Genomic DNA, 26,993 nt, shown 5'->3' with positions numbered 1-26,993 from the left:
CGACGGGACAGCCCGCACAGGACGGTCAGAGGATCGTGGGGCGCAGTCGTACCCAGGCGAGCAGGAGCCAGCGTCGCCACTCGGGCAGCAGGACGCGGGTGAGGATCGCCTCCCTGACCGTACGGCGGCCGGGTCCCGCGGCGGCCCAGGAACGGACCACGTCCGTCAGGAGCTGGCGGGAGGCCGGGCTGGGGTGGGCGGCGTCGGTGAGAGCCGAGACCAGAGCGGTACGCAGATCCTCGCGGGCGGCCGCGGTGTCCAGCCAGACACGCAGGGCCTCACCGAAGTGGGGGAACTCCCGGGTGGCGGCGAAGGCGGCCCGCCAGGCGAGGGTGCAGGACATCGGGTCGACGGGACCGGACATCTCCAGCACCGACGAGTGCTCCTCGAAGTCCAGGGAGACGGTCAGGGTCAGGAAGAGATCGGTGCCGAAGGTCGTCCGCTGCCGGACGGAGGGGATGTCGTTCCTGGTGAGGGACAGCGCCAGGATGAGGACGTGGACCGGGTAGCCAGCGGCCAGTTCCCTGGCCCATCCCAGCAGGCGGGAGCGGAGCTGGGGGGTGCCGTTCGTGACCAGGTGGTCGACGGTCTCCAGGACCTGACGGAGTTCGGGGCCGCCGAAGGAGGGGAGCAGGTCGAGCAGGAGACGCATGGCGACGTCGAGCCTGCCGATCATGTCCGCGCCGGTGCCCTGGGCCGTGCTCGCGGCCCACTTCAGCGCCGTGGAGAAGACCGCCGCCGGGTCGAGGTCGGCCAGGGCGCGGGCCACGTCGAGGACCTCAAGCCTGACCCGCTCGTCACCGTGGGTCGCCAGGTGCTTGAGCCGGGTCATGGCGATCGACAGGTGGGTCTGGCCGAGGACCTCGCAGACCTGCACGACGGTGAGCTTCAGGCTCTGGGGGGCCTGGCGTTCCCGCGACCACTCGTAGAGCTTGGTCCGCACCCGGCCGCCGACGAGGGGATGCAGGCAGGTCTGGGTGAGCGCGATGTAGGCCAGGTCGGCGGCCGATCCGGTGGCCCAGGCCCGCGCCATCTGGGTGATCTTCTCGTACTTGTTGTATCTGGCCGCGAGGTCGGCGAACGTCCTGACGAGCCGGTGGCCGAGCGTTCTTTCCAGCGCGAGGACGGTGTCGGTCGGCAGTTTGGCAAGCCAGGAGAGCAGTTCCATCCTGGCCAGGGGATACTCGGCGAAGACGTGGGGCAGGAGCGACTCGGCGTAGCCGTACCGGCGGAAGACGATCTGGTCCTCGTCGCGTTCGGCGTCGAGCAGTTCGCTCAGGCCGGTGGTCGGGGTCCAGGCGAGGCCGCCCCCCGCCAGGGTGATCTCCAGGTGCCTGGCCAGGGACGACGCGGCGCCGTACACCTGGGTCTCGTCGGCGGGGGTGATCGTCGCCGCGGCGATCATCAGGGTCTGGTCCAGCAGGCCGGGGTGGGAGCCGAACCACTTGCGCAGCTCCTCGGCCCAGCCGAGGTAGGCGCGCTCGACCTCGTGCTCGTCGCCGCCCCTGCGGCTCACCTCGTAGACGATCCTGGCCAGGCGGGCGGCGTCGCCGGGGGAGGCGCCCCACAGCAGCCGTGTCCCTCCGGGCCAGTCCTGCCAGGGGGAGTCGAACAGACCCCGGCGGGCGAGGTGGCTGCGGTAGACGGTGTTGGCGGGCGGTGGTTCGACGGTGACCGAGGTCAGGAACTCGGTGAGGTGCCGCTGTTCGGCCGCCGTGCCGACGACGACGGCGAACGCGTTCGACGCGCGCACCGCGGCCAGGAAGGATCGCAGCCGCGAGGGCTCCTCGTCGCGGGCGCGGATCAGGTATCCGCAGGGCGTGGACGCCGCGGCGGCCTCCTCGACGTCGTCCTCCCCGGTGGAGAAGAACCGGATGCGCAGGGCCGGGTGCAGTCGCCGCAGCGCCGCGATGGCCGTGGTGACCACGCCCGCCCCCTCCGGGCCCGCCAGCGCGATGACGTGGTCCGCCGCGAGGATCTCGACGATCCGGCCGTGGTTGAAGGCGGGGATGTAGGCCCTGACCCGTTCGGCGATCTCGTCCTCGGACAGCACCATCGCGGGACGGCCCCGCACGATGGTGAGCTGGTTGAGGATGAGGTCCCGCGCGACGGTGTTCCCGAAGACGTTCTGGGAGCCGTCCCCGGTGATCGTGACGTCCTCGATCGTGGTCATGCTCAGCCCATCCTGAAGTCGCCGTTCACCGTGTTGCCGAAGGCGTTTCTTGATCCCCGCCCGTTGATCGTCACCCCGCTGATCGAGGTTCCGTCGCTCCGGGCGGGAGCGCCTGTCCCGGGGAGCGGCGCGGCGACGGCGGACGGTACGGGAACGCGCAGATAGGCGGTCTCGGAGAACTGTTTGTCGTCCATCCGGACCCGGACCTCCGTGAACTGGCTCTCCCGCAACGCCGTACGGCCTCCGGCGACGTAGTCGCGGAAGACCTGGTCCGACAGCAGGAACGCGGCGAAGGTGACGTCGGGGTCGCTCCCCCCGATGGCGTCCCGGAGGGGTTCGCTGTCGCAGAGACGGCAGACGGTGACGGTGGCGGCCGAGACGCCGGGGGCCTCCTCCCGTTCGTCGTCCACGAGGCCCGCGTGCAGGGCGGCGCGCAGCCGTAACCTCAGCCCTCTGGCCCGCAGCTCCGGCGCGGCGGCGGCCAGGGCCTCCTGGAGCCGGGCGGGGAAGGGATCGACGAGCGTGGGGATCGCCTCACCGGGCAGGACGGCGAGGACTCCGTCCCCGGTGCTCTCCTTGAACCGGGCGGACTCCCAGGTCTCGGCCAGGCCGCAGGCCGTACAGGCGGCGGAGAGGGCGCGGCGGATCTCCATGTGGAGGTGGGGCAGGTCGACGTCCCGGTGTCTGCTGAACTTCTCGGCGTCGACGGTGAGCAGCGCGCCGTACTTCTCCATGGCGAACCTCCTGTGGGGCCTCGGCTCTGCCAACGATGCAGGGGAACCGCCAGGTGTGTTGTCGTAAATCAGACATCCTCCTGTCCTGAAGCGGACAGGGCACCCGGCTTGGTTCGTACGGGGCAGGCCGGTCGCCGGTACGGCTTGGCCTCTCTACCTGGGGGTATATCCAGAAAAAGGGGAGTTTGGGGCAAATGGGGTGCGCCGGGCCCGGGATGCGTGACCCATGATCCTCACCGGCGGTTGGCGAGGTGCACGTCCTTGAGCACACGACCGATCAGTGACCACGCCATGCTGTCCGACTGCCGTTCGGCGGCCCTCGTCACCTCGGACGGCTCGATCGACTGGCTGTGCCTGCCCCGGTTCGACAGCCCGGCTCTCTTCGCCAGGCTCCTCGACGAGGACGCGGGACACTGGTCCGTACGGCCCGCCTGCCCCGTCGGGGTCGAGCGGGGATACCTGGAACACAGCCTGGTGCTTGAGACCACCTTCCGCGGCCGGGACGGGACCGTGGTCCTGCGCGACGCGCTCGCCCTCGGCCAGGGGGAACGCGGGCACGCGCTGGGCACCGGGTCGCCGGGCCTGCTGCTGCGCGAGGCGACGTGCGTCGAGGGACGGATGACGCTTGAGGTGGAGTACGCGCCCCGCCCCGAGTTCGGGCTCGTCCAGCCGTTGATGGAGTCCGTGCCCGGCGGCCTGGTCGCGCGGGGCGGCGCGAACGTCCTGACGCTGTCGGTCCCGGTGCCGCTGCGGGTGAGCGGATCGACCGCGCACGGCACCGTGACGCTTGAGGCGGGCGAGCGCCTGGGCATGGCGCTGCAGGCCAGTTCGGGCTGGGCGCCGGACCCGCCGCGCAGGAGCCAGGAGCGGATCCACCGCCGTATCACGGACACCGTCGCCGGATGGCGCTCCTGGTCGGACACGCACCTGGGCTACCGGGGGCCGTGGGAGCGGGAGGTGGACCGGAGCGGGCGGGTGCTGCGCGCCCTGACCTTCGCCCCGACCGGCGCCATCGTCGCCGCGGCGACCACCTCCCTGCCGGAGAGCATCGGCGGGGAGCGTAACTGGGACTACCGCTACACCTGGGTCCGTGACACCAGCTTCACCCTCCAGGCGCTGGCGACCGCGACGTGCGACGTCGAGGAGGCGGAGTTCTTCACCTTCCTCGCCCGCGCCTCGGCCACCCAGCTTGACCAGGGCGCCGACCTGCAGATCATGTACGGCGTCGGCGGCGAACGCGACCTGAGCGAACGGTCGCTGCCCCACCTGACCGGCTGGCGCGGCAGCGCCCCGGTGCGGGTCGGCAACGACGCCTGGCGGCAGCGCCAGATCGACGTCTACGGCGAACTGCTCGACGCGGCCGGTCTGCTCCACCGGAACGCGCACCGGCCCGACCCGCTGACCCGCGCCTTCCTCGTCGGCGTCGCGGAGACGGCGGCCCGCCGCTGGCAGGAGCCCGACCAGGGACTGTGGGAGGTGCGCGGCCCCGAGCGGCACTACCTGCACTCCAAGCTGATGTGCTGGGTCGCCATGGACAGGGCCGTGTCCCTGGCCCCGCTCCTGGGGGCGGACGGACGCGTCGCCGCCTGGAAGGAGACCGGGGAGCGCATCCGTGAGGCGATCCTGACGCACGGCTGGAACCCGGAGGTGGGCGCCTTCACCCAGGCCTTCGGTTCACGGGACCTGGACGCCGCCGCGCTCATGCTGCCCATGGTCGGCTTCCTGCCCGGTGACGACCCCAGGGTGTGCGCGACCGTCGACGCCGTCGCCACACGGCTGACCGACGGGCACGGCCTGGTGCGCCGCTACCAGGCGGCCGACGGGCTGCCCGGGGACGAGGGCACATTCCTGCTGTGCACGTTCTGGCTGGCCCACGCCCAGGCCATGGCGGGCAGGAGCGGCCCGGCCAGGCGGACGTTCGAGACCGCTGCGTCGTACGCCAACGACGTCGGTCTGCTCGCCGAGGAGGTCGACTCGGTGACCGGGGAGCCCATCGGCAACTTCCCCCAGGCCTTCAGCCACATCGGCCTGATCAACGCCGCGGAGGCCGTACGACGCGCGGAGGGATGACCCGGGGCGGCATGTCCGTCGCGCGGGAACGGCGCCGGGGCGACACGCCGTCGTCATCTGGGGGCTCCGCCCCGTGCCGGGCCCGGGCGCCGGTGAAGGCACCCGGGAGGGCGTCCGGACAGATGTCCGGGAAGAGCCCGGAAGGCATCCGGAGGGGCGGCCCAGTGGTCACGCGGGACGGCACCCGGTAGGCGCCGGGAAGGGCCTGGGAAGCCCCTCCTGGACAGGACAGGTGTCAGAAGGCGGTGATGTTCGACGGGGCGCGTTCGGCGCGGCTGAGGGCGCGCAGGACGGCGGTCGGGCCGTGCCGTCGCGCGGCCACCTTGGACAGCAGGACGATCACCCTGTCCACGACGCTCTCCGGCAGCGGCGGCGTCGGGACGCCCACGCTGACCGCCAGGTCGTCGGAGTGGACGACCAGTTCGACCGTCCTGGTGACCAGGGCGTCGTCGAACGTCAGCGACCACGGCCCCCACCACGGGAAGCGCACCGGCCGCTCCGGTGCGGAGGGCAGCCGTACGGCCAGCTCCTCGACGACCGAGTCGACGTGTTCCGCCAGCGCCCGCGGGCCCTCGGCCGCGATCTGCTCACCGCCCAGGCGGATGGTGACGTTGACCTCGTCGTCGAGGCCGGCGTCCACCCACAGGGAGCGGCCGTAGTGATCGACGAGGGAGACGACCGGCTCCTCGGGCACGGGGTCCTCAAGGAGCCGGGGGACGAGCAGGATCTGGTTGACCATGTGCCCGGCCAGGGCACCGACGCCGAACTCCGGCAGCGCGCTCGGCTCCTCCCACGCCGCGGTGACCGCGGGGTCACGCAGCAGGGCGGCGGCGGAACGCGCCGCGGACAGGAAGTCGTCTCTGATGCCGCTCATTCACGTCCTCCAGATCGGATCTTGTTCGCGTGCCAAGCGTCCCACGGAACCGTCGGCGGGTCAGGGGGCGGGCGCCTCGGACGGTCAGCGGCTGACGGCGTCCGAGGGGGAGAGCAGGGAGAGGTCGCGGCGGCGGGGGAGGCTCTCCCAGTCGCCCTCCGAGGTGACCGCGAACGCCCCGGCCGCGCAGGCGGTGGCCAGGCGCCGTTCCGGGTCGGCCTCCTCCATGGTCTCGGCGAGCCAGGCCGCGGCGAAGGCGTCGCCCGCCCCGACCGGGTCGAGCTCGGTCACCCGGTACGGCTCGGCGTGCCGCAGCACCCCGTCGGACAGTTCGACGGCGCCGAGCGCGCCGCGTTTGACGAGCACGTGGCGGGGGCCGAGGGCGGACAGGGACTTGGCCAGGCGGACCGGGTCGTCGCCCTCGGCGAGGAGGCCGCCCTCGGCCTCGGTGGCGAACAGGACGTCGGTGGAGGCCACGACGTCCCGCAGGGCGGCCGAGGCCTCGGCGGGGCTCCACAGGGCGCGGCGGTAGTTGACGTCGAGAGAGACCGTCACCCCGGCGGCGCGGGCCTCGGCGACCGCGGCGCGCACGGTCTCGGCGGCGGAGGCGGAGATCGCGAGGGTGATGCCGGTGACGTGCAGCACCCGGGCGGAGCGCAACGTCGGCAGGTCGAGGTCGCCAGGGCGGAGCCGGGACCCGGCGCTGCCCGAGCGGTAGTAGCGCACGTCGACCAGTTCGGCGGTCCGCCTGCTCTTGACCATCAGGCCCGTCGGCGCCTCGGGGTCGACGATCATTCCCCGGACGTCCACCCCCTCGCCGGCCAGTGTCGAGCGCAGCAGCTCTCCGAACTCGTCGGCTCCCACCCGGCCGAACCAGGCCGCGCGGCGGCCCATGCGACTGACGCCGATCGCCAGGTTCGACTCGGCGCCACCCACACCGAGGCCGAAGTCGCGGGCGTGCCGGAGCAGCCCGGTACGGCGTGCGGTGAACAGCGCCATGCTCTCCCCGAGCGTCACCAGGTCGATCATCAAAGGTTGGTCCTTTTGGTCTCGTCGGACATGCGGGTGGAGGCGGTCCCCTGCCTCCACGGGCCCGGCGTCCCCCCCCGACGCCGGACCCCGTCTGTGAACGGTCAGCGGGTCGAGCCCAGCTTCCTGGAGATGCGCAGCGCCGTCTCCGCGACCAACGGTCCCAGATCGCGAACCCGGACGGCGGTGATCCGTGAGGTGAGCCCGGAGATGGAGATGGCCGAGGTCACGCTGTCGGCGTGGTTGAAGATCGGCGCCGCGACGCAGCGCACCTCGGGCTCGTTCTCGCGGTCGTCGACGGCGTAGCCCCGCTGCCGGATGCGGCCGAGTTCGGTGCGCAGGCGGTCGGCGTCCACGATGGTGTGGCGGGTCATCCGCGGCATCCCGGCGGCCACGACCCGTTCGACGTCCTCGTCCTGCTGCCAGGCGAGGATGGCCTTGCCGACGGCGGTGCGGTAGACGGGCGCCCTGCTGCCGATCCGCGAGGCCATCCGCACGGTGGCCTCGTTCTCGACCTTGTCGATGTAGACCACCTCGGGAGGGTCGTAGACCACGAGGTGGACGGTCTCCTTGACCTCGGTCATCAGCCGGTGCGACTCCTCGGCGGCGACGGTCCGCAGGTCGAGCGTGGACAGGTAGGCCTGGCCCAGGTGGAGCGAGCCGTGCCCGAGCCGGTAGGCCCCGGTCTTGCGGTCCCGGTCGAGCAGCCTGGTCTCGATGAGCGGGAGGGTCAGCCGGAGCACGGTGCTCTTGGACAGGCCGGTGGCCTCGGCGAGCCGGGTGAGTGAGAGTCCCTGGCCCGCCCCCGCGTGGTCACGGACGTGTTCCAGTACCGCCAGGGCTCGCCGCAGCGAGGCTGACTGGTTGCGTTCCGGCGCAGGTTCGTTCATCACGCCCTCACGTGTGGTCATCAGGCTGAGTCGGGCACGAACCACAAACTATGGGAATTGGAAGTCTTCTTTCCAGTTTGCGACACAAGGTTCTGCAGTGCAGAACAAAGGACATTCCCCCCTTCCGGTGACAGGCGCCCCCTTCTTAGGGTCTGCCGCCAACGGGAGGAGAGACCTGTGAAGATCCTGAACTGGGCCGCCGCGGGTGTGGCCCTGCTGGCCCTGGCCGCGTGCGCGCCGTCGACCGCCCCGGCCGCGAGCGGGGGTGACGAGAAGTCCGGGACCCTGAGGGTGTGGCTGTTCGACGAGCCCAACCGCGCCCCCAAGGAGAAGGTCGTCGGTGAGGCGATCAAGGAGTTCACCGCCGCCAACGCGGGCGTGAAGGTCGAGGTCGCCTACATCCCGACGACCCCCGCCAGACACGAGAAGTTCAAGGGCGCATTCAACGACCCGGCGAGTGCGCCCGACGTCGCCGAGTACGGCAACACCGACCTGGCCGAGTACGCCGCCGCCGGCGGCTTCTCCGACCTGGGCCCCGACCTGTCGGCCTGGTCCGAGGGCAAGGACGTCGGCGCCGACCTGCTGAAGTCCGCGACCGTGGACGGCAAGGTCTACGGCCTGCCGTGGTACATCGGCATCCGCGCCCTCTACTACCGCACCGACGTCTTCGAGGAGCTGGGCCTCAAGCCCCCGGCCACCCTGGGCGAGCTGACCGAGACCGCCCGCGAGATCCGCAAGAAGAAGCCGGACCTGTACGGCATCGCCGTCGGCGGCGAGTACACCTTCGGCGCCATGCCGTTCGTCTGGGACGCCGGCGGCGACATCGAGAACCTCGCAGGCCCCGAGTCCCGCGCGGGCGTCAAGGCCTACACCGACCTGCTCAGCGACGACGTCTGCCCGCCGCAGGCCTGCGCGAGCCTGACCGGAGGCAAGACCGTCGAGCTGTTCGCCAGCGGCAAGGCGGCCATGGGCATCCTCGGCAACTTCAACCGCGCCGCGGTCGACGCGGGCGCCGCGGCGGGCAAGTACGCCGTGATCCCGCTGCCCGGCTCGAAGGCGGGCACCCCCGCCCCGGCCTTCTCCGGCGGCAACAACCTCGGCGTCATGAAGAACAGCCGGCACCGCACGCTGGCGGTGAAGTTCCTGCAGCTGCTCGGCGGCAAGACCTACCAGACCAAGATGTACGAGGCCATGGGCAACCTGCCCACCCTGACCTCGGCGCGTGACGAACTGGCGGCCAAGGACTCCTTCCTCAAGCCGTTCCTCGACACCGTCGCCGCGGGCACCCGTTTCGTGCCGATCGACCCGGCCTGGGTGAAGATCGACAACCAGAAGGTCATCCCGACCATGCTCCAGAAGATCGCCACCAAGCAGGCCACCGTCGAGCAGGCGACCGACGAGGCCGCGGCGGCGGTGAAGACCGCCTTCGGCCGGTCATGACCTCGGCGACCACCGCGACCGTGGCACCGGGGGCGTCCAAGACGCCGAAGGTACCCGCGGGCCCGGGACTCCGGGCCCGCGGGGGTGGCCGCCTGCGGCCGTGGCTCTACCTGCTGCCGTCCGCCGCGGTGCTGGTGCCGCTGTTCGGCTACCCGCTCTACATGCTCGGCCTGCTGTCGGTCTTCGACTACCGGCAGGCCCAGGTCAGCGGTGGGCAGCCGACCCGGTTCGTGGGGCTGGGCAACTACGCCCTCCTGGCCGCCGACGGCCGTTTCTGGTCGGTGCTCGGGCAGACGCTGGTGTTCGCCGCGGCGCTGGTGGTCTCGACGCTCGCGGTCGGCGCGGCGCTGGCCGTGGTGCTCACCAGGGCGGGCAGGGTGCCCCGTCTGCTGCTCTCGCTGGCCGCGATGGCCGCGTGGGCGGCGCCCGCGATGACCGGCTCGACCGTCTGGATGTTCCTGTTCGACGCCGACCTGGGGCTGGTCAACCAGGTCCTCGGCATCGAGGGCTTCAACTGGTTCTACGACCGGTGGGTCACCTTCGGCGTCGTCGGCGTCACCGTGGTCTGGCACTCCTTCCCCTTCGTCATGGTGACCCTCTACGCGGGCATCCAGGCCATTCCCGGCTCGGTGCTCGAAGCGGCCTCACTCGACGGAGCCTCGGTCTGGCAGTCCTTCTGGCGGATCATCGTGCCGATGCTGCGGCCGCTGATCACGATCGTCGTCATCCAGTCGATCATCTGGGACTTCAAGATCTTCACGCAGATCTACGTGATGACCAACGGGGGCGGCATCGCGGGCCAGAACTCGGTGCTCAACGTCTACGCCTACCAGACGGCCTTCGGCTCCTCCGAGTACGGCCTCGGCTCGGCGATCGGCGTGGTCATGACGCTGATCCTGCTGGTGGTCACCCTGTTCTACATCCGCGCCATCCACCGCAACGGGGAGAAGCTGTGAGCAGGTCCCGCCTGGTCGCCAACGTCGTGGCGGTGGTCGCGGCGTTCGTCACCTTCTTCCCGATCTACTGGATGGTCCTGTCCGCGGTGAAGCCGGCGGGGGAGATCCAGTCGCTCCAGGTGCGTCCGTGGACCCTGGCGCCGACCCTGGAGAACTTCCAGCGGGTGCTCGGCGGGGAGAACTTCGGCCGCTACTTCCTCAACAGTCTCGTCGTCGCCATGTCCGTCGTCGTGCTCTCCGGCGTGGTGGCCTTCCTGGCCGCCGTCGCGGTGACCCGGTTCCGCTTCAGGTTCCGCACCACGGTGCTGATCATGTTCCTGATCGCGCAGATGGTGCCCGTCGAGGCGTTGACCATCCCGCTGTTCTTCCTGATCCGCGACCTGGGTACGGCGGTGCCCGGTGTCGGCCTCAACACACTGGGCTCACTCGTCCTGGTACACCTGGCCTTCAGCCTGCCGTTCGCGGTCTGGATGATGCGGGGCTTCGTCGCCGCGGTCCCCGAGTCTCTTGAGGAGGCCGCGATGATCGACGGGGCGAGCAGGCCCGTCGTGCTGTGGCGCATCCTGTTCCCGCTGGTCGCGCCGGGTCTGGTGGCGACCAGTGTGTTCTCCTTCATCGCGGCCTGGAACGACTTCGTCTTCGCCAGGACCTTCATCATCTCGGCCACGGGCAACCAGACCCTGCCCGCGGCCCTGCTGGTCTTCTTCAAACCCGACGAGAACGACTGGGGGGGAATCATGGCGGCCTCGACGCTGATGACAATTCCCGTGCTGATCTTCTTCGTGGCCGTCCAGCGCAGGCTGGTGGCCGGGCTCGGCGGGGCGGTGAAGGATTGAACGCCCACGGCCTGCTTCCGCGACCGTCCACGGTCAGGCCGGGCCCGGGTGTCTTCACCCTGGTCCCGGAGACCGCGCTCGACGCCCCTCGGGAGCTGGCGTCGGTCGCCGCCTGGCTGCGCGCCACGCTCGGCCCGCCGACCGGCTGCGCGCTGCTGCCGCCGCAGGGGCCCGAGCAGGGGCGCCTCACCCTGGCCCTCGACCCGGACCTGGGGGCCGAGGCGTACCGGCTGCGGGTCACCTCCTCCGGCGTGTGGATCACCGGGGGCGACGCGGCGGGGGTCTTCAACGGCGCCCAGGTGTTCCGGCAGCTGCTGCCGCCCGCCGCGCTTCGGCGCGCCCCCGTCGCGGGCGCGCCGATGACCGCCCCCGCCGTCGAGATCGAGGACCGTCCGGCGTACGGCTGGCGCGGCTGCATGCTGGACGTCGCCAGGCACTTCATGCCCAAGGCCGACCTGCTGCGCTTCGTCGACCTGCTGGCCCTGCACCGGCTGAACGTGCTCCACCTGCACCTGACCGACGACCAGGGATGGCGTCTTGAGATCGCCAAGTATCCCCGCCTGACCTCGGTCGGCGGCTGGCGCCCGGCGAGCATGCTCGGCTCCCGCCAGCACGAGACCGTCGTCGGACGCCCGCACGGCGGCTTCTACACCGCCGACGACGTGCGGGAGATCGTCGCCTACGCGGCCGAGAGGTTCGTCACCGTCGTCCCCGAGATCGACCTGCCCGGCCACACCCAGGCCGTCGTCGCGGCCTATCCGGAGCTGGGGCTGCGGCCCACGGAGGTCCGTACCGGATGGGGGGTCTCCGAGGACATCCTCGACCTCACCTCGCCGGCGGCCCTGGAGTTCTGCCGTGACGTCCTGGACGAGGTCATGGAGCTCTTCCCCTCCTCCCACATCGGCATCGGCGGGGACGAGTGCCCGGGGGACCCGGCCGTGCGCGCCGTCTTCATCGGGGCCGTCGCGGAGCACGTCGCCGCCGCCGGGCGCACGCCGTACGCGTGGGACGAGATCCTGGAGGGCGGTGCGACGCCGGGGACGACGGTGGCGGCCTGGCGCGGGCCCAAGGCGACGACGGTGGCGGCGCGGGCCGGTCACCGGGTGGTCGCCTGTCCTGACATGTCGGTCTATCTGGATTATCGGCAGTCGGAGTCGCCCGACGAGCCCATCCCGATCGGGCCGCCGCTCACCCTGCGGGACGTCCACGCCTTCGACCCCGTCCCCGCCGACATGGACGAGCGGGACCGCCCCCTGGTGATCGGCGCCCAGTGCAACGTCTGGACCGAGCACATGGAGGACGCCAGGGCCGTCGACTACATGGTCTTCCCCAGGCTGTGCGCGTTCGCCGAGGTCGTGTGGGCGGCGGAGCGCACGCCGTACGAGGAGTTCGCCGGGCGGCTGGAGGTCCACACGGCCAGGCTCGACGCGCTGGGGGTCGAGTACCGGCCGAAGGAGGGGCCGAAACCGTGGCAGAGCCGCCCCGACGCGCCCGGCTGGCCGATGAGCAGGGCCGACCGTGAGGCGGTGATCGCCGGGTTCGGCGTCGGCGAGGGGCCCGCCCACCCGTAACGCTTTCCTGTCCGTCACGCGCCCCGCCCTCTTTCGTCACGCGCAGGCGCCTGCGCGAGGGGGCGGGGCGCCCGTCCTATGAGCCCTGTACTGGGCGTTTACCGTCGGTGAGGGGGATAACTGTCGCTCGGCACGCCTGACGCGCCAAAATTGGTCCGTGGTCAGGATCGGATCGGTGGGGATGAGCGATTGCGAGCGTGGGCAACTTCCGCCGCTGCTGGGCCAGCTGTTCGCCGACGGCGGGCAGGGACGCAGCATCGCGGCCGAGTTGCCCCCGGGAGACTTGGTGTGGCCCGACCCCGACTACTCGCAGTTCTCGCTGGACCATCTCCCGGCCTTCTGGCTCAGTGACGAGGCGGTCTCCGCCGACCTGTGGACCAGGCTGCGGGCCGAACACGAGCACTCGGGGCTGTGGCCGGTGCTCCTTGAGGACTCCGTACAGCCGTGGTCGGCCGGGCAGATCGCCCCCGACGCCGCGGCCGAGATCGACAACTACCGCGCGGACGCGTTCATGGCCGAGGTGTGGTCGGACTGGGTGGAACGGGCCCGCGCCGACCAGCTGGACCTGCTGGCCCCCTACGGCCCGCAGTGCCCGGGACCCGCCCCCGCGGGCAGTCTCGTCGCCGATCCCGACGTGGTCGCCGACTGGTACGCCGGGCTGGTCGCCGAGCGCAGGGCCCCGCTCGGCCTGGTGGCCGCGGAGCGGGGCGCGGACGTGCTGGCCGTCATGGGCTGGCAGGGCGCGCTCAACCACAACGAGTGGATGGTCCCGCTGGCCGCCGTCCTGCGCAGCTGGGAGGACAGGTTCGGGGCCAGGGTCGTCGGCCTGGGGTTCAACACCCTGGACCTCAGCGTCGCCGCGCCCCCCGTCACCCCCGAGCACGCCCTGCACGTCGCCGCGGAGCACTGGACGTTCTGCCCGGACAGCGTCACCTACAGCTCGGGCACGCTGATCGACTACGCCGAGCGGATCACGGGGAGGAACGCCTGGTCGTTCTGGTGGGACTGACCGTCCGGGGCGCCCGGGTCACTTCGGAGGCTGCGCCGAGGAGTGGTCGGGCAGCGCGAGCGGCCGGTCGAGCAGGAAGTCCAGCAGCAGCGAGCGGTACACCTTCGGCTGCCCCCGCTCGACGGCGTGACCCGCCCTCCGTACGTAGACCAGCCTCGACTCCGGCAGCGTGCGCCGGTAGTCGCGGGTCACCGGCCAGGCGACGTAGTCGCACTCGCCCCGCATGATGAGCGAGGGCACCCGCACCTGGCGCAGCGCGGGCCTGGGGTCGGTGATCCCGGCGAAGTCGGCGTTGGTGACCTGGTTGACGTAGAAGCCCTGCGGGTTGTCGTGCGGCTTGGTCGGCGGGCCCGCCGTGCACCCGGTCCCGTCCTTGCCGGCGAGCGCGAGCCGGTGCAGGTGGGAGTCGGCCTCGGCGTCGGGGACCAGCGCGTGCGCCGCCTCAGGGTTGATCCCCATCAGCGTGAACAGGGCCAGCACCCTCGGCTCCTCGTTCAGCTCGTCGAAACGGGCGCGGTCCTGCGGGGCGACCCGGTCCCAGGGGCTGCCGTAGTTCCCGCCGGGGAAGGCGCCCTCCCAGATCGGTCCCGGCGAGACGAAGACCGCCTTGGCCACGTTGTCCGGGTGGGCGGCCATGTACTGGGCGGTGAGCGAGCCGCCCCACGACTCCCCGACCAGGATCACCCGTTCCGCGCCGATGGTCTTCCTGATCGCGTCGAGGTCGGCGACGTGCCGGGCGACGGTGTAGCCGGAGACGTCGGCGAGCCGGGTCGACCTGCCCGCCCCGAGCTGGTCGTAGGAGTAGACGTCGAAGCCCAGCGCGGCCAGCTCCGCGCCGCTGTCGGGAAGTCCCTCGTCCGGGGTGCCGGGACCGCCGTGCAGGAAGATCACCGGGGTGGGGCGGGGCTTGGCGGCCTTGAGGGAGACGTAGGCGATCCTGGAGCCGGTGGGCAGGTCCCAGAACCCGACACCGGCGGGGGCGGGACCGTGGGCGATCACCGGCAGCGGCCGGAACACCGTGACGGTGGCCGTCCCCGCGACCACGACGGCGACCACGGCCGCGAACACGGCGGAGGCGACCGTACGGCGGCGCGCGCCGTACAGGGCGAGGCAGGGCAGGCCGAGCAGGAACGCGACGATCACGAGCGTGACCAGGCCCGCCGCGCACAGCGCCGGGACCGACGCGGTTGCGGCGGCCGTGCCGAGGAAGGCGGCCACACCGGCGGCGGAGGCGGCCAGGGCGGTGACCACGAGCAGCAGGCCCCCGGCCAGGCGCCGTACGAGCGGCGCCCTGGAGGCGGGCAGGGAAGGGGATGGTTCTGTCATGGAACTCACGCTAGGAACGTCACTCCCGGTGATCGTCCTGCCGGAGAACCGTTTCCCACCCCGCCGCGCGGCGGGGGGTCACCGCGCCCCGGGACGGACCAGACCGGCCTCGTAGGCCGCGATGGTGGCCTGCACCCGGTCGCGGACCCCGAGTTCGGCGAGGATCCGCGCGACGTGGTCCTTGACGGTCGCCGGGCTGATGCCCAGCGCCGCCGCGATCTCGGCGTTCGACAGGCCGCGGGCCACGTGGAGGAGGACCTCCGTCTCACGGGGGGTCAGGCCGGAGAGCCTGGCGGCCTCCTCAGGGCCGGGCCTGCCGGTGAAACGGTCGATCAGCCTGCGGGTCACCCCGGGGTCGAGCAGCGCGTCGCCCCCGGCGACCACCCGGACCGCGTCGATGATCCGCCCGGGGTCGGCGTCCTTCAGCATGAACCCCGCGGCCCCCGCGCGCAGCGCCGCGAACACGTACTCGTCCAGGCCGAAGGTGGTCAGGACCACCACCCGCGTCGCCGGGACCTCGGCGGTGATCCTGGCCGTCGCGGCCAGCCCGTCGAGCCCGGGCATCCGGATGTCCAGCACCGCCACGTCCGGGCGCAGGGCCGTGGCCTGCGCGACCGCGGTCTCGCCGTCGGCGGCCTGGCCGACGACCGTCATGTCCGGCTCGGCGTCGAGCACCGCGGTGATGCCGATCCTGACCACCGCCTGGTCGTCGGCGACCGTCACCCGGATCACGCTGGGAACACCTCCGGCAGCCATACCCGAATCCCGTCCTTCGTCTCGGTGACCGTACCGCCCGCGGCGTCCACCATGGCACGCACCTTCCTGGCCTCCCCGGGACCGGAGAGCACCAGGCCGTCGTCGCGGTAGGTCACCGTCACCGTCACGCCGTCGGCCAGCAGCGCCTCGGCCAGACGGTAGGCGGCCACCTCGACCGTCGCGGGCAGCGGACGGCGCCGTCCCTCGTGCTCGACGAAGGCCCCGCGCCTGACGGCCAGTGCCGCGATCCCGGCGACGACCGGGGGAGGTGTGTCGTCCGCCGGGTCGCAGCCGCCGCGAAGCTCGTCGAGGAGCTCCCTGAGCGCGGTGAGCCCGGCCCTGGACTCGGTGAGGACCAGGTCGAGCCGTCCCTGTTCCGACGCCTCGACCACGGCCCGCGCCCGTGCCCCCGCCGTACGGCGCAGCCCCGCGGCGATCCGGTTCCGCTCGGCGCCCGCGGCCTCGGCCGTGCGGCGGTCGAGGCGTTCCCGGTCGAGGGCTTCGGCCCGCCACCGTCTGCGCCTGCGCCCGCCGACCAGCAGCCCCGACCCCCACGCCAGCCCCGTCGGTACGGCCATCCCCGCGCTCAGCGTGGCCCAGACGGCAAGGGGAGGGCCCGTCATGCCCGGGACGAGGGGAAAGGCGGCGAGCCCGGCGACCACGAGCGGGGCGGGCCAGCCGCGGGAGCCGTACGCGCCGACGGTGTACAGCAGCGTCAGCTCGACCCACCAGCACACGAGGACCAGCTGGGCGGAGTGCGGCACGGTCAGCCCCGCCGCGTCGCACGCCAGCCAGGCCAGTAACGTCCCCTGCGCCACGGCCAGGCTCAGCTTCGGCGCCAGCCTGCGCCCGCGCAGCGGCAGGGCGTGCAGGACGAGCAGGACCAGCAGCAGCGTGCCCGAGGCGGGGGAGACGAACGGCCGCGGCGCCTCCGTGGCCAGCAGCCCGAATCCCGCGGGCAGCGCGACCGCCAGCACCACGAGGGCCCAGTCGAGCGCGGCGGCGCCCCGCCAGCCCGCCGTACGGCGTGACCACAGGGGCCGCGGGGGCTCAGGGGACGTAGAAGACGCGGTGGGCGCGGTGGGCGCAGCGGGCCCGGTGGCCGGGGAGGGCAGCGGGAGCGCCGCTCTGACGGCCCATCCGGCCCCCTCGGGGCCCGCGCTCAGCGTCCCTCCCACGGCGCGTACGGCCCTGCCGAGGGAGGCCAGGCCGGTTCCGGTGCCGAGCCCTCCGGCGGCGGGACCGCCCCCGTCGGTGACCGTGACCACCAGGTGTCCCGCGTTCTCCTCGACCCGGACGCGTACGGCGGCGCCGGTGGCGTAACGCATCGCGTTTGTCAGGCTCTCCCTGACGATGCGCAGGGCGAGCGCCGCGGTCCCGGGTGGCGCGGAGGCGGCCGTGCGCCGGTAGTCGGCCCCGGGGTGATGGCCCGCCAGGGCGTCGACGTCGGCCAGCGTCGTCTCGCCGCCGCGCCGGTCGATGCGGGCCAGGCGGTCGAGTTCGGCGACGGCCAGACGGCCCGCCTCTGCGGCGTGGGCGGTCGCCTCCGCGGTCATGACGGGGTCGGCGAGCCGCAGGGCCGCGGCCGAGGCGACCGCGATGCCGGTCAGCCGGTGCGCGGCCACGTCGTGGAGTTCGGCGGCCAGCCGGTCGCGCTCGGTGGTCGCGGCCAGCCTGGGGATGGCGGCCGAGGCGGCGCGGTAGGCGGCGAGCGAGGCCCGGCCCGTCCTGCGCCGCCGGTGGGAGCGGCCGAGGGACCACACGACGGCGGCGGCGCCCGCGGCGAGCGTGCCGAAGCCTGCGGCGTCCCTGAGGCTTCCGTTCACGACGCCGATCGTGATCGCCACCACGAGGGTGACGGCGACGGCCCCGGCCGCCGCGGTTCCCGCCGTGCCGTACAGGGCCAGCGCGTAGAGCGCCGCGACGGTCACCAGCGCGGCCAGGCAACAGCCGAGGGTCAGTGACACGCGCTCACGCTACCGGGTTCGCCCGTGATGTCCGGAAGAACGAGCCTCCCACCGGCCCCGCGCCCGGGAGCCGATGGGAGGGGTTCGCGTGCCCTACGGCCTCACGGCCCGTACGGCGGGTACCGGGTCACACGCGCTGCCAGAGCGCGGGGACGTTGGCGGGCTCCCAGCCGGGCAGGGAGGTGTGCGCCTGCAGGCACCGGTAGGCGGAGCCGCCGTAGGTCACCACGCTCCCGGCGTAGTAGGAGACACCGGCGGCCCAGGGCTGCGCGGGCGGCGTCGCGGTCGTCGTCAGCGTGGGCGTCGAGGAGGGGGAGACGGTCGGGGTGGGGGTCGGGGTGAGCGTCGGCGTCACCGTGGGCGTCGCCGTCGCGGTCGCCGTGGCGGTCGGGGTCGGGGATGGGGTCGACACGTTGCCGAAGGTCACGTCGGAGCAGGTGTAGAACGCCTCGGCGCTGTCCGAGCGCTGCCAGATCGAGTAGATGATGTGGCGGCCGGTCTTCGGGGGCAGCTGACCCTGGATGACGTACTCGCCGTTGACCTTGGACGGGTTCCTGACCTTCGCCAGCAGGGTGGAGTCCAGGTCCGACCACTTCAGCGGCTGGAGCGGGTCGAAGCCGTCCTTCGTGATGTAGATCTCGAAGGTGCCGGGGTGGTCGGCGGTGTAGGGGTAGCGGAAGGTGTAGGCGCCGCCGCCGGTCGGCATGGCCGTGGAGGGCCAGTCGGTGCGGGCCGCGTCGTAGGCCCGGTACTTGGCGCGTCCGGCGCTGCACAGCTGCCCGTCAGGGATGATCTCCCTGTGCTTTCCGTTGGCGGTGCCGATGTTCAACTCGTCCCAGTCGTAGAGCGGCTGGGTGTCCCATTTGCCGACGGCGGCCTTGCAGGCCGGGGTGTCGGGCGACTCCGGGTTCTCCAGATAGCAGGCGTAGACCCGGCTGACGGGTGTTCCCATCGATCCATGGGCGGACGCAGAACCGGCCATGACCGTCGAGAGCAGGACGGGTACGGCCGCCGCGGCGGCGATCGCACCAAGCTTCCGATTGTTCATGAAGGGCTTCTCCTGGGGGGTGTAAGGGCGGAGAACGTGCAGGTCAGGCCCATGATTATGGGTTAATTATTAGGTAAGTTTCCTAACAGTTTCACCGAACTTAACGCCATGGGCGGAGTGGGGTCAAGACCTGGCCAATGTCCCTTTCTTGGGGGTTGAAGGTAGATCTTCTGGGGTTTTCATGGCTTTTGCTTTGCTTTGTCCGTTTGTGGTGGGTAGTGTCCTAGTTGTTCTCGACCGGTGACTTGCCCCTCACGAGAAGGAGCGGTCGGTCGACGTCGAATCCCGAAGCCTCCCGAGGGCGACGGGAACCGGGGACCCACCTTTTGGGGTGAATCCGCCGCGACAACGCGGCGGTAGGGCAACTCCACCGCCCGAACCCGTCAGCTAACCCGGTAGACGAGATGGAGAGGAGATCCCCTCATGGATCACGTCGTCGCCTACCCACCGGCACGCACCGCCTTCGCGCGGATCGACTGAGACTTCCGCCGCGCCTGACCGCGGCACCCCCGCTTCGCACCGCGCTCCGTGTGCGCCCGCCTGTTTCCTGGTGCGGCCTCTCTTCCCTGTGAGCGCTCACGCCCCGTGCCCCACTGGTCGCCGAACGTCTTCGGCCCGGCACGAGCGGCTGTCCTGTTCCCTCGTGAAAGAGCCCTGTCTTCATGCGTTTCTCCGCTGCCCTGCGCCATCGTCTGCTCGCCGCCACCCTCCTGAGCGCGAGCGTCCTGACCTCCGCGGGTGTCGTCTCCGCGCTGCCCGCCGCAGCCGACACCGGCACCGGAACCACCGCCACCTCCGCCCCGGCCGCCGCTGAGCCCGTCCTGCTCAAGGGCTCGACCAAGGCCTCCTACTTCTGGGACGACTCCTCCGGCCGCGCCGGTGACACCGGTCTGCCCGCGAGCGGCAAGCCCATGCAGAAGGGCATGATCGCCAGCCCGAGCTGGCCGCTGTTCACCGAGGGCTACGTCCTCTACAACGGCAAGAAGGCCAAGTTCTTCGTCGGCGACCGCGGCCCCGGCGTGCCGTCGAGCAGCGGCGTCATGATCGACCTCGACGCCAAGACCTTCGCCGACCTGACCGGTGGCAGCTTCAACTCCGACACGCTGGGCGTGGACGGTGTCGACGGCCAGGGGCACATCAAGGTCGAGTACGTCATCACCAAGTGGGGCGACGGCGTCGGCAAGAAGAACTACCCCGTGGCCTTCTCCAGCGGAGCCTGGAAGCTCATGGACCACAACCCGGCCACGCCGCCGCAGACCGCCCTGGCCGACGCGCCGCGGCCGTAACCCCTCATCGCGAAATATCCCCCAACCCCCTGAAATATCCCCCAGCCCCGAAGACCCCCGACCCCCTTCGGATCCCCGCTTCCTGAGATCCCCGAAGGTCCCGCTCCTCTCCCGGGACCCCTCCTCCGATCCCCCTCGGAGTCCGAGACCCCCTCAGGAAGGACGAGGGCGGGCACCCCGCACAGGTGCCCGCCCTCGTTCCGTGTTCACCGGCCGTGCCGTACGGCCCGCGGGCCGGACCCTCGGTCTCTCCTCGGCGTCGCGTGGTCCCTCGCGGCCGTCCTCGCCGCTCCGGTCACCGGGGCGTCCGGGCGCGGGAGGTGATGGCGGCCAGGTTCTCCGCCGTCCTGCGTCCCTCAAGCCGCAGCAATCCGAGGTTGGACCCCGGGCGGGCGAGGATCGTGAGGACGATCTTCGGGCCCGCGGTGTAGAGGAGCGCGTAGCCGCCGGCCGCGGAGACCAGCGTCTCCTCGAAGGTTCCCCTGCCCGTCATGTCCGCCATCCGGCGGCTGAGGGCCAGCAGCGCCGAGGAGAGGGCGCCGGTCTGCTCGGCGAAACCGCCGTCCAGGTCACTGGCTATCGTCAGGCCGTCCGCGCCGCACACGACGCTTCCGTCCACATCGGGTGTCCGCTCACGTAGCCGGGTCATCTCCTGGCGTACCTCGTCGCGGATTTCCACCGGCACCCTCCTTCTGGTCCGCTTCAGCGTCCGCGGTTTCACGGGCGTCCTCGAAGGCGTCGGACCGGGCTCAGGCGAGTGCCCTCAGCGCGTTCCTCAGCCGGATGAGCAGGTCGACGTCGGCGGGGTCGCCCGCCGTCACGGTCCCCCCGGGAGCCCCGGCGGGAGGCCCGGTCGCGGGCGGGCACGGTGGCCCGGCCGTGTCGAAGCACCCTCGCGGGCCGGGCCGGTGCCGTTCCTCACGCGGGAACGGCGGGGCGGTGAGACCCCCGGCACGGGCGGTCAGGTGACCCGACAGGGACTGGAGACGATGCCGGGCCAGGGCCAGATCGGCGTGATGTACATCAAGACGGACATAAATCACGAGCAGGCCGTCGAACACCGTTTCCAATGGTTTTAATAAATGGTATCCGTCGTCGGTGGTTATGATCACTTCACGGATTCCAGTGGGCTCGCCGGGGAGGCTCACGGCGAGGCCGTCGAGCATCGCCCGTAAGGTCTCGCCGAGCCCCGCGACGGCCCTGCCCGCGCCGGTTTCGCGGACCGCGCCGCCGCCCGCCACGGCCGTCCCGCCGGTCTGGTCGATCAGCACCGCGTCCAGCGCGCCGGGGATGGCCATGGCCTCGGCCAGGCAGCCTTCGATTCCGAGCACGGGGTCCCCCTCGCCAACGACTCCACAACGCCGCCCGGTCAGCGTAGGGAAACCGCTCCGAACCCGGAGCTATTCATGAAAAGTCAGATATGGCGAGGAAAAGAATTCCGCCGGGCGGTAGAAGGTTTGTCAACCGACGAGGGGAACGTTTACTACTCGTCGGGGAGGAGGGCTTTCTCGTCGGGTTTGTGGACAAGAACATTCTTCACATATGACTCGGTCGAGGCGGGCAGCCCGACGTCCTGCCCGGCTTTCTCGGAGATGAACCAGCGGTGGTCGAGCACCTCGTGGAAGAGCTGGGCCGGCTCCAGTTTGCGCCGCATGTTCGCCGGTACGGCCTCGATCGTCGGCTGGAACACCTCGGCCAGCCACCGGTGGGCCACGACCGCCTCGTCCTCGTGGCGCAGGCCGCGCGCGACCCGGAAGGCGTCGAGGTCGTTGAGCAGCCGCCTGGCCTGGTTCTCCTCGACGTCCAGACCGGTGAGCCTGAACAGCCTGTGCTGGTGGTGTCCCGCGTCGACCACCTTGGGGCGCACGACCAGCCGTCCCGTGCCCGCCTTGCGGCGGACCATCATCTCGGCGACGTCGAAACCGAGGTCGTTCAGCTTGCGGATCCGCTGGTCGATCCGGTGCCAGTCCACCTCCTCGATGATCTCGTCGGAGGTGAGCTCGCCCCAGAGCCTGTGGTAGCGCGCGCAGACCGAGTCGGCGACCTCCTCGGGGTCGATCGAGGAGTGCAGCAGCTCGCCCGCCTGCAGGTCGAGCATCTCGCCGAACAGGTTGACGTGCGCGACGTCGATGTCGTGCAGCCGCTGCCCCTCGCTGATCATGGGGTGCAGCTCCCCGGTCTCCGCGTCGACCAGGTAGGCGGCGAAGGAGTCGGCGTCCCTGCGGAACAGCACGTTCGACAGCGAGCAGTCACCCCAGTAGAAACCGGTCAGGTGCAGCCGCACCAGCAGTACGGCCAGCGCGTCGAGCAGCCGGGTGAGCGTCTCGGGGCGGATGGTGCCCGACATGACCGCGCGGTAGGGCAGGGAGAACTGCAGGTGCTCGGTGACCAGCGCGGAGTCGAGCGGCTCACCGTCGGCGTCGGTCCTGCCGGTCACCACGGCGACCGGCTCGACCGCCGGGGCGTCAAGCCGGTTCAGGTCCCACAGCAGGCGGTACTCGCGTTTGGCGTAGTGCTCGCTGATCTCCTTGATCGCGTAGACCTTCCCGGAGAGCCTGGCGAAGCGCACCACGTGCCGGGAGATGCCCCGGGGCAGGGCGACCAGATGGTGGTCGGGCCAGTTCTCAAGAGGGATGTCCCAGGGCAGCCGGATCAGGTCCGGGTCGCTCGGGGTGCCGGTGAGCTGCAGGGGCATCGCGTCGATCCTCACGTCGACAGGGCGGGGACGTCGTCCCCGCGGGGGGCCTGGTGGGAGGCTCGCGGGAGGGTCAGTCCTCGCCGAGGGGGAAGGCGGGAGCCCGGCGGCGCCGTACGACGGCGGAGAGCTGGTCCTCGGTGAGCGTCCTCGGCTCGCCGAGGGCCCTGGCCCGCACGTAGACCTCGCAGAGCCATTCGAGCAGTCTGGCCGCCTCGAAGGCCTGCGGGAGTTCGTCGCCGAGGGTCACCCCGCCGTGGTTGGCCAGCAGTACCGCCTGCCGGTCGCCGAGGGCGGTCATGACGTTCCCGGCCAGCTCGGCGGTGCCGTACGTGGCGTAGTCCGCCACCTTGACCACGCCGCCGAGCAGTGTCGTGTTGTAGTGGACCGGAGGCAGCTCGGTCATGACCGCCGAGACCACGGTGGCGAAGGTCGAGTGGGTGTGCACCACGGCCGTCGTCCCCGTCGCCGCGTAGATCGCCAGGTGCATGGGGGTCTCGGAGGAGGGCGACAGGTCTCCCTCGACGAGGTCGCCCCCGACGCCGACGACCGGGCAGGCCTCGGGTTCGAGCCGGTCCAGGGCCAGACCGCCCGGGGTCACCGCGACCAGGTCGCCGAGACGGACGCTGAGATTGCCCGACGTCCCGAGAACGAGCCCGGTCTCCACGATCCGGCGACCGTGTTCACACAGCAGCCGACGCTGCTCCGCCAGCAACATGCCCCAAAAGTAGGGTCTTGCGGCGGTATGCGGCAAACCGTCATTATCTGGTCTAGACCGGCTCTTCCCAAAGGGTTGCTTCAGGACCTAGATTCTTTACCCACACGCATGTCGCGAGTCAATGGCGATGTGCGAAGTATCGGGTACTGTGTGCAAATCTGCCAAGGTCAGGATTGCTTTGCTGTCTCGTTGCTACCGGATTTGTCGCAGAGACATCACGGCTCGGTCTAGACCGGCTGCGAACCCTTGACGCTGTAGTCCGGGGCTACGTACCTTCAGGCAAACGTTTAGGAAACTTTCCTAATTGATCCCCCGCCCAGGAGGGTTACAATGTCCTACTCGGCCGGTACGCCCGGAGATATCACCCGGCGGCAGATGCTCCGCCGGATCGGCCTGACCGCCCTCGTCGCAGGCCCCGCCGCAGGACTGCTCAGCGCGTGCGCGACCGGGGGCAGCAACGCTCCCGCCGCCACCACCTCCGCGGCCCCCTCCTCGGGCGGTGCGGTCTCCCCGGCCAACCCGTTCGGTGTCGCCGCCAACGCCCCCCTCGAAGTCGTCATCTTCAAGGGTGGTCTCGGTGACAGTTACGCCACCGACGTCCACGAGCCGATGTACAAGAAGGCCTTCCCGCAGGCCACCGTCAAGCACGTCGCCACCCAGCAGATCGCGCAGACCCTGCAGCCGCGCTTCGCCAGCGGCGAGGTGCCCGACGTCATCGCCAACTCCGGCACCGACCTCATGGACACCGGCGCCCTGCAGCAGGAGGGCCAGCTCCTGGACCTCACCGAGCTGTGGGACGCCCCCTCGATGGACGACCCCGCCAAGAAGGTGCGCGACACCGTCGCCCCGGGCACCATCGAGTCGGGTCTCATCGACAACAAGCCGTTCCTGATGAACTACGTGTTCTCGGCCTACGGCCTGTGGTACGACTCGGCCCTGTTCGAGAAGAACGGCTGGACCGCGCCGAAGACCTTCGACGAGTTCAAGGCCCTCTGCGAGAAGATCAAGACCGCGGGCATCACCCCGTTCGCCTACGCGGGCAAGAACGCCTCCTACTACGCGTACTGGATGATCCTCATCTCCGCCGCGAAGATCGAGGGCAACCAGGTCCTGATCGACATCGACAACCTTGAGGACGGCGTCTGGAAGCGCGACTCGGTCAAGCAGGCCGCCGCCGCCTGGGCCGAGATCGGCAAGTACATGGACAAGTCCTTCGAGGGCCTGATCCACACCGAGGTGCAGACCCGCCAGAACCAGGGCAAGGTCGCCCTCTACCCGTCGGGCTCCTGGCTGGAGAACGAGCAGAAGAGCCAGACCCCCGAGGGGTTCAAGTACGCCCTGACGCCCACCCCCAGCGTCACCGCCGCGGACAAGATGCCCTTCGAGGCCATCCGCGCCGCCGCCGGCGAGGCCTACATCGTCCCCGCCAAGGCCAAGAACCCCAAGGGCGGCCTTGAGTACCTGCGCATCATGCTCTCCAAGGAGGGCGCGCGCGGCTTCACCGAGAAGTCCGGCAACATCACCGTCGTGACCGGTGCCGCCGACGGCCTGGACCTGTCGCCCGGTAACGCGAGCCTCAGCGCCGCGCAGACCGCCGCGGGCCAGAACATCGTCACCTTCAGCGCCTTCGAGAACTGGTACAAGGAGCTGGAGACCGAGCTGCGCAAGCAGACCAACGCCCTCATGTTCGGTCGTATCTCCGCCGACGAGTTCTGCGACAAGATGCAGAAGGCCGCCGACAAGTCGAAGTCCGACTCTTCGATCACCAAGCAGAAGCGGACGGTGTAGTCCCCCATGCGGCATGGCAGGTACCGGTTCATCTTCGGCTTTCTCGCCGCGCCGGTGATCCTCTACGTGGTCTTCGTGATCAGCCCGTACCTACAGGCTTTCTACATCTCGTTGACCAACTGGAAGGGCATCTCGGCGAACCCTCAGTTCATCGGCCTGGAGAACTACACCCGGCTGCTGGACGACGAGGTCTTCTGGGCCGCGGTGCGTCACCATGGTGTTCTGTTGCTTGTCATGCCGCTGGTCACCATCGTGATCGCCCTGTTCTTCTCCTTCCTGCTCAACCTGAGCGGAGGGCAGCGGGGGGGCAAGATGAGCGGGATCTGGGGTTCGAAGGTCTATCGTGTGATCTTCTTCCTGCCCCAGGTCCTGGCGGTGGCCATCGTCGGTGTGCTCTTCCAGGCGATCTACCGTCCCGACGAGAGCGGTGTCCTCAACGGCCTGCTCGATCTGGTCGGCATCGACCCGGTCGGCTGGCTGATCGCCCCCGACCTGGCGCTGTGGTCGATCATCGGCGTGATGGTCTGGCAGGCGGTCGGCTTCTACGTGGTGCTGTTCTCCGCGGGAATGTCCTCCATCCCCAAGGACGTCTTCGAGGCCGCCGAGCTTGACGGCGCGAACCGCGCCACCCTCTTCTTCAAGATCACGCTCCCGCTGCTGTGGGACACCATGCAGGTCGCCTGGGTCTACCTGGGCATCGCGGCCTTCGACGCCTTCGCCCTGGTACAGGTGCTCTCTGTCGACCGGGGTGGTCCGGACAACTCGACCACGGTCCTGCCGCTGGAGATCTGGCGGACCGCGTTCAACTTCTCCAAGTTCGGCTACGCGTCGGCGATGGGCGTGGTGCTCTTCTTCATGACCATCACCTTCGCCGCGCTCACCCTGCGCGTGACCAGGCGCGAGAGGATCGAGTTCTGATGGTTTCCAAGCCCGCCTCCCACGGCAGGCCGAGGCGCAGGCGCAACCCCCTCGGGGCCTTCGGCGCGCTGTCCCACGTGGCGCTGCTCGTCTGGGCGATCCTGATCATCGGCCCGATCCTGTGGACGTTCCTGGGGTCCTTCAAGACCAACGCCGAGATCTTCGGCGACCCCATCACGCTTCCCTCGTCCTACCATTGGGACGCCTGGGGCCGGGCCTTCCAGAAGGCCCACATCGGCCAGTACATGCTCAACACCGTCTTCGTGGTGACCTGCAGCACGGCGCTGACCATGCTGCTCGGCTCGATGGCGGCCTACGTGCTGGCGCGTTACAGCTTCCCCGGCAACCGGGCGATCTACTTCCTGTTCGTCTCGGGCATGACCTTCCCGGTCTTCCTCGCGCTGGTGCCGCTGTTCTTCGTGGTGCGCCAGCTCGGACTGATCGACACCCACTTCGGGGTGATCCTGGTCTACGTCGCCTACTCGCTGCCCTTCACGGTGTTCTTCCTGTCGGCGTTCTTCAAGACGCTGCCCACCTCGGTGGCCGAGGCGGCGATGATGGACGGCTGTTCGCACACCAGGACGTTCTTCCAGATCATGGTGCCGATGGCCAAGCCCGGCCTGATCAGCATCACGATCTTCAATATCCTGGGTCAGTGGAACCAGTACCTCCTGCCGATCGTGCTGCTTTCCGGCAACGTCGAGGACAAGTGGCTGATCACCCAGGGCGTGGCGAACATCTCGACGAACGCGGGCTACGAGGCCGACTGGCCGGGCCTGTTCGCCGCGCTGAGCATGGCGATCATCCCCGTCATGATCGTTTACATCATCTTCCAGCGTCAGATCCAGTCGGGCCTGACCTCGGGCGCCGTCAAGTAACGAACAACAGGCGTGTCCCGCGGACCTCTCC

The 26,993-nt window shown here is 70.7% G+C and carries 23 protein-coding genes and 1 riboswitch; of the genes, 10 read left to right on the top strand and 13 right to left on the bottom strand.

The features are described from left to right. Positions 1-25: 25 nt before the first annotated feature. Positions 26-2,173 carry a hypothetical protein gene (locus ABZ470_RS01270; RefSeq protein WP_362909218.1) on the bottom strand — a complete coding sequence of 716 codons (2,148 nt, stop codon included), beginning with the start codon at positions 2,171-2,173 and terminating at the stop codon, positions 26-28. Positions 2,174-2,175: 2 nt separating this feature from the next. Further along, complete coding sequence (locus ABZ470_RS01265; RefSeq protein WP_362909216.1) at positions 2,176-2,907, bottom strand: hypothetical protein; 732 nt, start codon at positions 2,905-2,907, stop codon at positions 2,176-2,178. Positions 2,908-3,168: 261 nt separating this feature from the next. Between ABZ470_RS01265 and ABZ470_RS01260 the strand changes: the two genes are divergently transcribed. Further along, positions 3,169-4,977 carry a glycoside hydrolase family 15 protein gene (locus ABZ470_RS01260; protein WP_362909215.1) on the top strand — a complete coding sequence of 603 codons (1,809 nt, stop codon included), beginning with the start codon at positions 3,169-3,171 and terminating at the stop codon, positions 4,975-4,977. A 235-nt stretch (positions 4,978-5,212) separates the two neighbouring features. Here ABZ470_RS01260 and ABZ470_RS01255 read toward each other — a convergent pair whose 3' ends face one another. The 3 genes from ABZ470_RS01255 to ABZ470_RS01245 form a co-directional block, all read right to left on the bottom strand. Then, complete coding sequence (locus ABZ470_RS01255; RefSeq protein ID WP_352010474.1) at positions 5,213-5,851, bottom strand: maleylpyruvate isomerase N-terminal domain-containing protein; 639 nt, start codon at positions 5,849-5,851, stop codon at positions 5,213-5,215. Positions 5,852-5,935: 84 nt separating this feature from the next. Beyond that, on the bottom strand, positions 5,936-6,880 hold the full coding sequence (locus ABZ470_RS01250) for a sugar kinase (RefSeq protein WP_352010475.1): 945 nt from the start codon (positions 6,878-6,880) through the stop codon (positions 5,936-5,938). 104 nt (positions 6,881-6,984) lie between these two features. Beyond that, positions 6,985-7,791: an IclR family transcriptional regulator gene (locus tag ABZ470_RS01245; protein WP_352010476.1), complete on the bottom strand. Its 807-nt coding sequence runs from the start codon at positions 7,789-7,791 to the stop codon at positions 6,985-6,987. A 156-nt stretch (positions 7,792-7,947) separates the two neighbouring features. Here ABZ470_RS01245 and ABZ470_RS01240 point away from each other — a divergent pair, with 156 nt between their 5' ends. The 5 genes from ABZ470_RS01240 to ABZ470_RS01220 all read left to right on the top strand — a co-directional run bounded on the left by ABZ470_RS01240 (position 7,948) and on the right by ABZ470_RS01220 (position 13,582). Beyond that, positions 7,948-9,210: an extracellular solute-binding protein gene (locus tag ABZ470_RS01240; RefSeq protein ID WP_352010477.1), complete on the top strand. Its 1,263-nt coding sequence runs from the start codon at positions 7,948-7,950 to the stop codon at positions 9,208-9,210. Continuing rightward, a complete protein-coding gene (locus ABZ470_RS01235) occupies positions 9,207-10,166 on the top strand; it encodes a sugar ABC transporter permease (protein ID WP_362909213.1) in 960 nt (319 codons plus the stop codon). Before ABZ470_RS01240 ends, ABZ470_RS01235 begins: the two co-directional genes overlap by 4 nt. Beyond that, the gene (locus tag ABZ470_RS01230; protein WP_352010479.1) at positions 10,163-11,002 is read left to right on the top strand and encodes a carbohydrate ABC transporter permease; all 840 of its coding nucleotides are present in this window, start codon (positions 10,163-10,165) and stop codon (positions 11,000-11,002) included. The genes ABZ470_RS01235 and ABZ470_RS01230 overlap by 4 nt, the downstream gene beginning before the upstream one ends. Beyond that, positions 10,999-12,573 (top strand): beta-N-acetylhexosaminidase, encoded by a 1,575-nt coding sequence (locus ABZ470_RS01225; RefSeq protein ID WP_362909210.1) that lies wholly within the window; start codon positions 10,999-11,001, stop codon positions 12,571-12,573. The genes ABZ470_RS01230 and ABZ470_RS01225 overlap by 4 nt, the downstream gene beginning before the upstream one ends. A 181-nt stretch (positions 12,574-12,754) precedes the next feature. Then, entirely contained in the window at positions 12,755-13,582 is an 828-nt protein-coding gene (locus tag ABZ470_RS01220) for a DUF4253 domain-containing protein (RefSeq protein ID WP_352010735.1), read from the top strand. A gap of 18 nt (positions 13,583-13,600) precedes the next feature. On the opposite strand, the gene ABZ470_RS01215 is transcribed toward ABZ470_RS01220, so the two are convergent. From ABZ470_RS01215 to ABZ470_RS01200, 4 genes are all read right to left on the bottom strand, one after another. Beyond that, the gene (locus tag ABZ470_RS01215) at positions 13,601-14,908 is read right to left on the bottom strand and encodes an alpha/beta fold hydrolase (protein WP_362909208.1); all 1,308 of its coding nucleotides are present in this window, start codon (positions 14,906-14,908) and stop codon (positions 13,601-13,603) included. 78 nt (positions 14,909-14,986) lie between these two features. Beyond that, entirely contained in the window at positions 14,987-15,640 is a 654-nt protein-coding gene (locus ABZ470_RS01210) for a response regulator transcription factor (protein WP_352010482.1), read from the bottom strand. Next, positions 15,637-17,631 (bottom strand): ATP-binding protein, encoded by a 1,995-nt coding sequence (locus tag ABZ470_RS01205; protein ID WP_362773796.1) that lies wholly within the window; start codon positions 17,629-17,631, stop codon positions 15,637-15,639. The genes ABZ470_RS01210 and ABZ470_RS01205 overlap by 4 nt, the downstream gene beginning before the upstream one ends. Before the next feature lie 127 nt (positions 17,632-17,758). Continuing rightward, complete coding sequence (locus tag ABZ470_RS01200) at positions 17,759-18,679, bottom strand: lytic polysaccharide monooxygenase (RefSeq protein ID WP_352010484.1); 921 nt, start codon at positions 18,677-18,679, stop codon at positions 17,759-17,761. A 266-nt stretch (positions 18,680-18,945) separates the two neighbouring features. Next, positions 18,946-19,096, top strand: a riboswitch (cyclic di-AMP (ydaO/yuaA leader). Positions 19,097-19,341: 245 nt separating this feature from the next. On the opposite strand from ABZ470_RS01200, the gene ABZ470_RS01195 reads away from it, so the two are divergent. Then, positions 19,342-19,965, top strand: coding sequence for a hypothetical protein (locus ABZ470_RS01195; RefSeq protein ID WP_362909205.1), 624 nt, complete (start codon positions 19,342-19,344; stop codon positions 19,963-19,965). A 295-nt stretch (positions 19,966-20,260) separates the two neighbouring features. Here ABZ470_RS01195 and ABZ470_RS01190 read toward each other — a convergent pair whose 3' ends face one another. From ABZ470_RS01190 to ABZ470_RS01175, 4 genes are all read right to left on the bottom strand, one after another. After that, entirely contained in the window at positions 20,261-20,644 is a 384-nt protein-coding gene (locus ABZ470_RS01190) for a roadblock/LC7 domain-containing protein (protein ID WP_362909203.1), read from the bottom strand. A 70-nt stretch (positions 20,645-20,714) separates the two neighbouring features. Continuing rightward, the gene (locus ABZ470_RS01185; protein WP_362909201.1) at positions 20,715-21,296 is read right to left on the bottom strand and encodes a hypothetical protein; all 582 of its coding nucleotides are present in this window, start codon (positions 21,294-21,296) and stop codon (positions 20,715-20,717) included. A gap of 152 nt (positions 21,297-21,448) precedes the next feature. Continuing rightward, on the bottom strand, positions 21,449-22,660 hold the full coding sequence (locus ABZ470_RS01180) for a DUF4032 domain-containing protein (protein ID WP_362773784.1): 1,212 nt from the start codon (positions 22,658-22,660) through the stop codon (positions 21,449-21,451). 73 nt (positions 22,661-22,733) lie between these two features. Beyond that, a complete protein-coding gene (locus ABZ470_RS01175; RefSeq protein WP_362909199.1) occupies positions 22,734-23,378 on the bottom strand; it encodes a class II aldolase/adducin family protein in 645 nt (214 codons plus the stop codon). 330 nt (positions 23,379-23,708) lie between these two features. Here ABZ470_RS01175 and ngcE point away from each other — a divergent pair, with 330 nt between their 5' ends. From ngcE to ABZ470_RS01160, 3 genes are read left to right on the top strand one after another with little or no spacing between them, the layout of a single operon-like run. Continuing rightward, a complete protein-coding gene (gene ngcE / locus ABZ470_RS01170; protein WP_362909197.1) occupies positions 23,709-25,166 on the top strand; it encodes an N-acetylglucosamine/diacetylchitobiose ABC transporter substrate-binding protein in 1,458 nt (485 codons plus the stop codon). Between the two features lie 6 nt (positions 25,167-25,172). Then, positions 25,173-26,084, top strand: coding sequence for a sugar ABC transporter permease (locus tag ABZ470_RS01165; RefSeq protein WP_362773780.1), 912 nt, complete (start codon positions 25,173-25,175; stop codon positions 26,082-26,084). Next, positions 26,084-26,962 carry a carbohydrate ABC transporter permease gene (locus tag ABZ470_RS01160; protein WP_362773777.1) on the top strand — a complete coding sequence of 293 codons (879 nt, stop codon included), beginning with the start codon at positions 26,084-26,086 and terminating at the stop codon, positions 26,960-26,962. The genes ABZ470_RS01165 and ABZ470_RS01160 overlap by 1 nt, the downstream gene beginning before the upstream one ends. Positions 26,963-26,993 lie beyond the last annotated feature (31 nt).

The sequence above is a fragment of the Streptosporangium sp. NPDC020072 genome, assembly GCF_040631445.1.
Lineage (GTDB): Bacteria > Actinomycetota > Actinomycetes > Streptosporangiales > Streptosporangiaceae > Streptosporangium.
The sequence above is the reverse complement of the archived record's forward strand: the minus strand, read 5'-3'. Positions and strand labels throughout refer to the sequence as shown.

What these genes read in the sequence shown, in the direction of transcription:
- ABZ470_RS01245 (WP_352010476.1), bottom strand. Translation starts at nt 7,791, where the DNA reads ATGACCACACGTGAGGGCGTGATGAACGAACCTGCGCCGGAACGCAAC.
- ABZ470_RS01160 (WP_362773777.1), top strand. Translation starts at nt 26,084, where the DNA reads ATGGTTTCCAAGCCCGCCTCCCACGGCAGGCCGAGGCGCAGGCGCAAC.
- ABZ470_RS01255 (WP_352010474.1), bottom strand. Translation starts at nt 5,851, where the DNA reads ATGAGCGGCATCAGAGACGACTTCCTGTCCGCGGCGCGTTCCGCCGCC.
- ABZ470_RS01195 (WP_362909205.1), top strand. Translation starts at nt 19,342, where the DNA reads ATGCGTTTCTCCGCTGCCCTGCGCCATCGTCTGCTCGCCGCCACCCTC.
- ABZ470_RS01220 (WP_352010735.1), top strand. Translation starts at nt 12,755, where the DNA reads ATGAGCGATTGCGAGCGTGGGCAACTTCCGCCGCTGCTGGGCCAGCTG.
- ABZ470_RS01270 (WP_362909218.1), bottom strand. Translation starts at nt 2,173, where the DNA reads ATGACCACGATCGAGGACGTCACGATCACCGGGGACGGCTCCCAGAAC.
- ABZ470_RS01175 (WP_362909199.1), bottom strand. Translation starts at nt 23,378, where the DNA reads ATGTTGCTGGCGGAGCAGCGTCGGCTGCTGTGTGAACACGGTCGCCGG.
- ABZ470_RS01235 (WP_362909213.1), top strand. Translation starts at nt 9,207, where the DNA reads ATGACCTCGGCGACCACCGCGACCGTGGCACCGGGGGCGTCCAAGACG.
- ABZ470_RS01250 (WP_352010475.1), bottom strand. Translation starts at nt 6,880, where the DNA reads ATGATCGACCTGGTGACGCTCGGGGAGAGCATGGCGCTGTTCACCGCA.
- ABZ470_RS01215 (WP_362909208.1), bottom strand. Translation starts at nt 14,908, where the DNA reads ATGACAGAACCATCCCCTTCCCTGCCCGCCTCCAGGGCGCCGCTCGTA.
- ABZ470_RS01200 (WP_352010484.1), bottom strand. Translation starts at nt 18,679, where the DNA reads ATGAACAATCGGAAGCTTGGTGCGATCGCCGCCGCGGCGGCCGTACCC.
- ABZ470_RS01165 (WP_362773780.1), top strand. Translation starts at nt 25,173, where the DNA reads ATGCGGCATGGCAGGTACCGGTTCATCTTCGGCTTTCTCGCCGCGCCG.
- ngcE (WP_362909197.1), top strand. Translation starts at nt 23,709, where the DNA reads ATGTCCTACTCGGCCGGTACGCCCGGAGATATCACCCGGCGGCAGATG.
- ABZ470_RS01180 (WP_362773784.1), bottom strand. Translation starts at nt 22,660, where the DNA reads ATGCCCCTGCAGCTCACCGGCACCCCGAGCGACCCGGACCTGATCCGG.
- ABZ470_RS01265 (WP_362909216.1), bottom strand. Translation starts at nt 2,907, where the DNA reads ATGGAGAAGTACGGCGCGCTGCTCACCGTCGACGCCGAGAAGTTCAGC.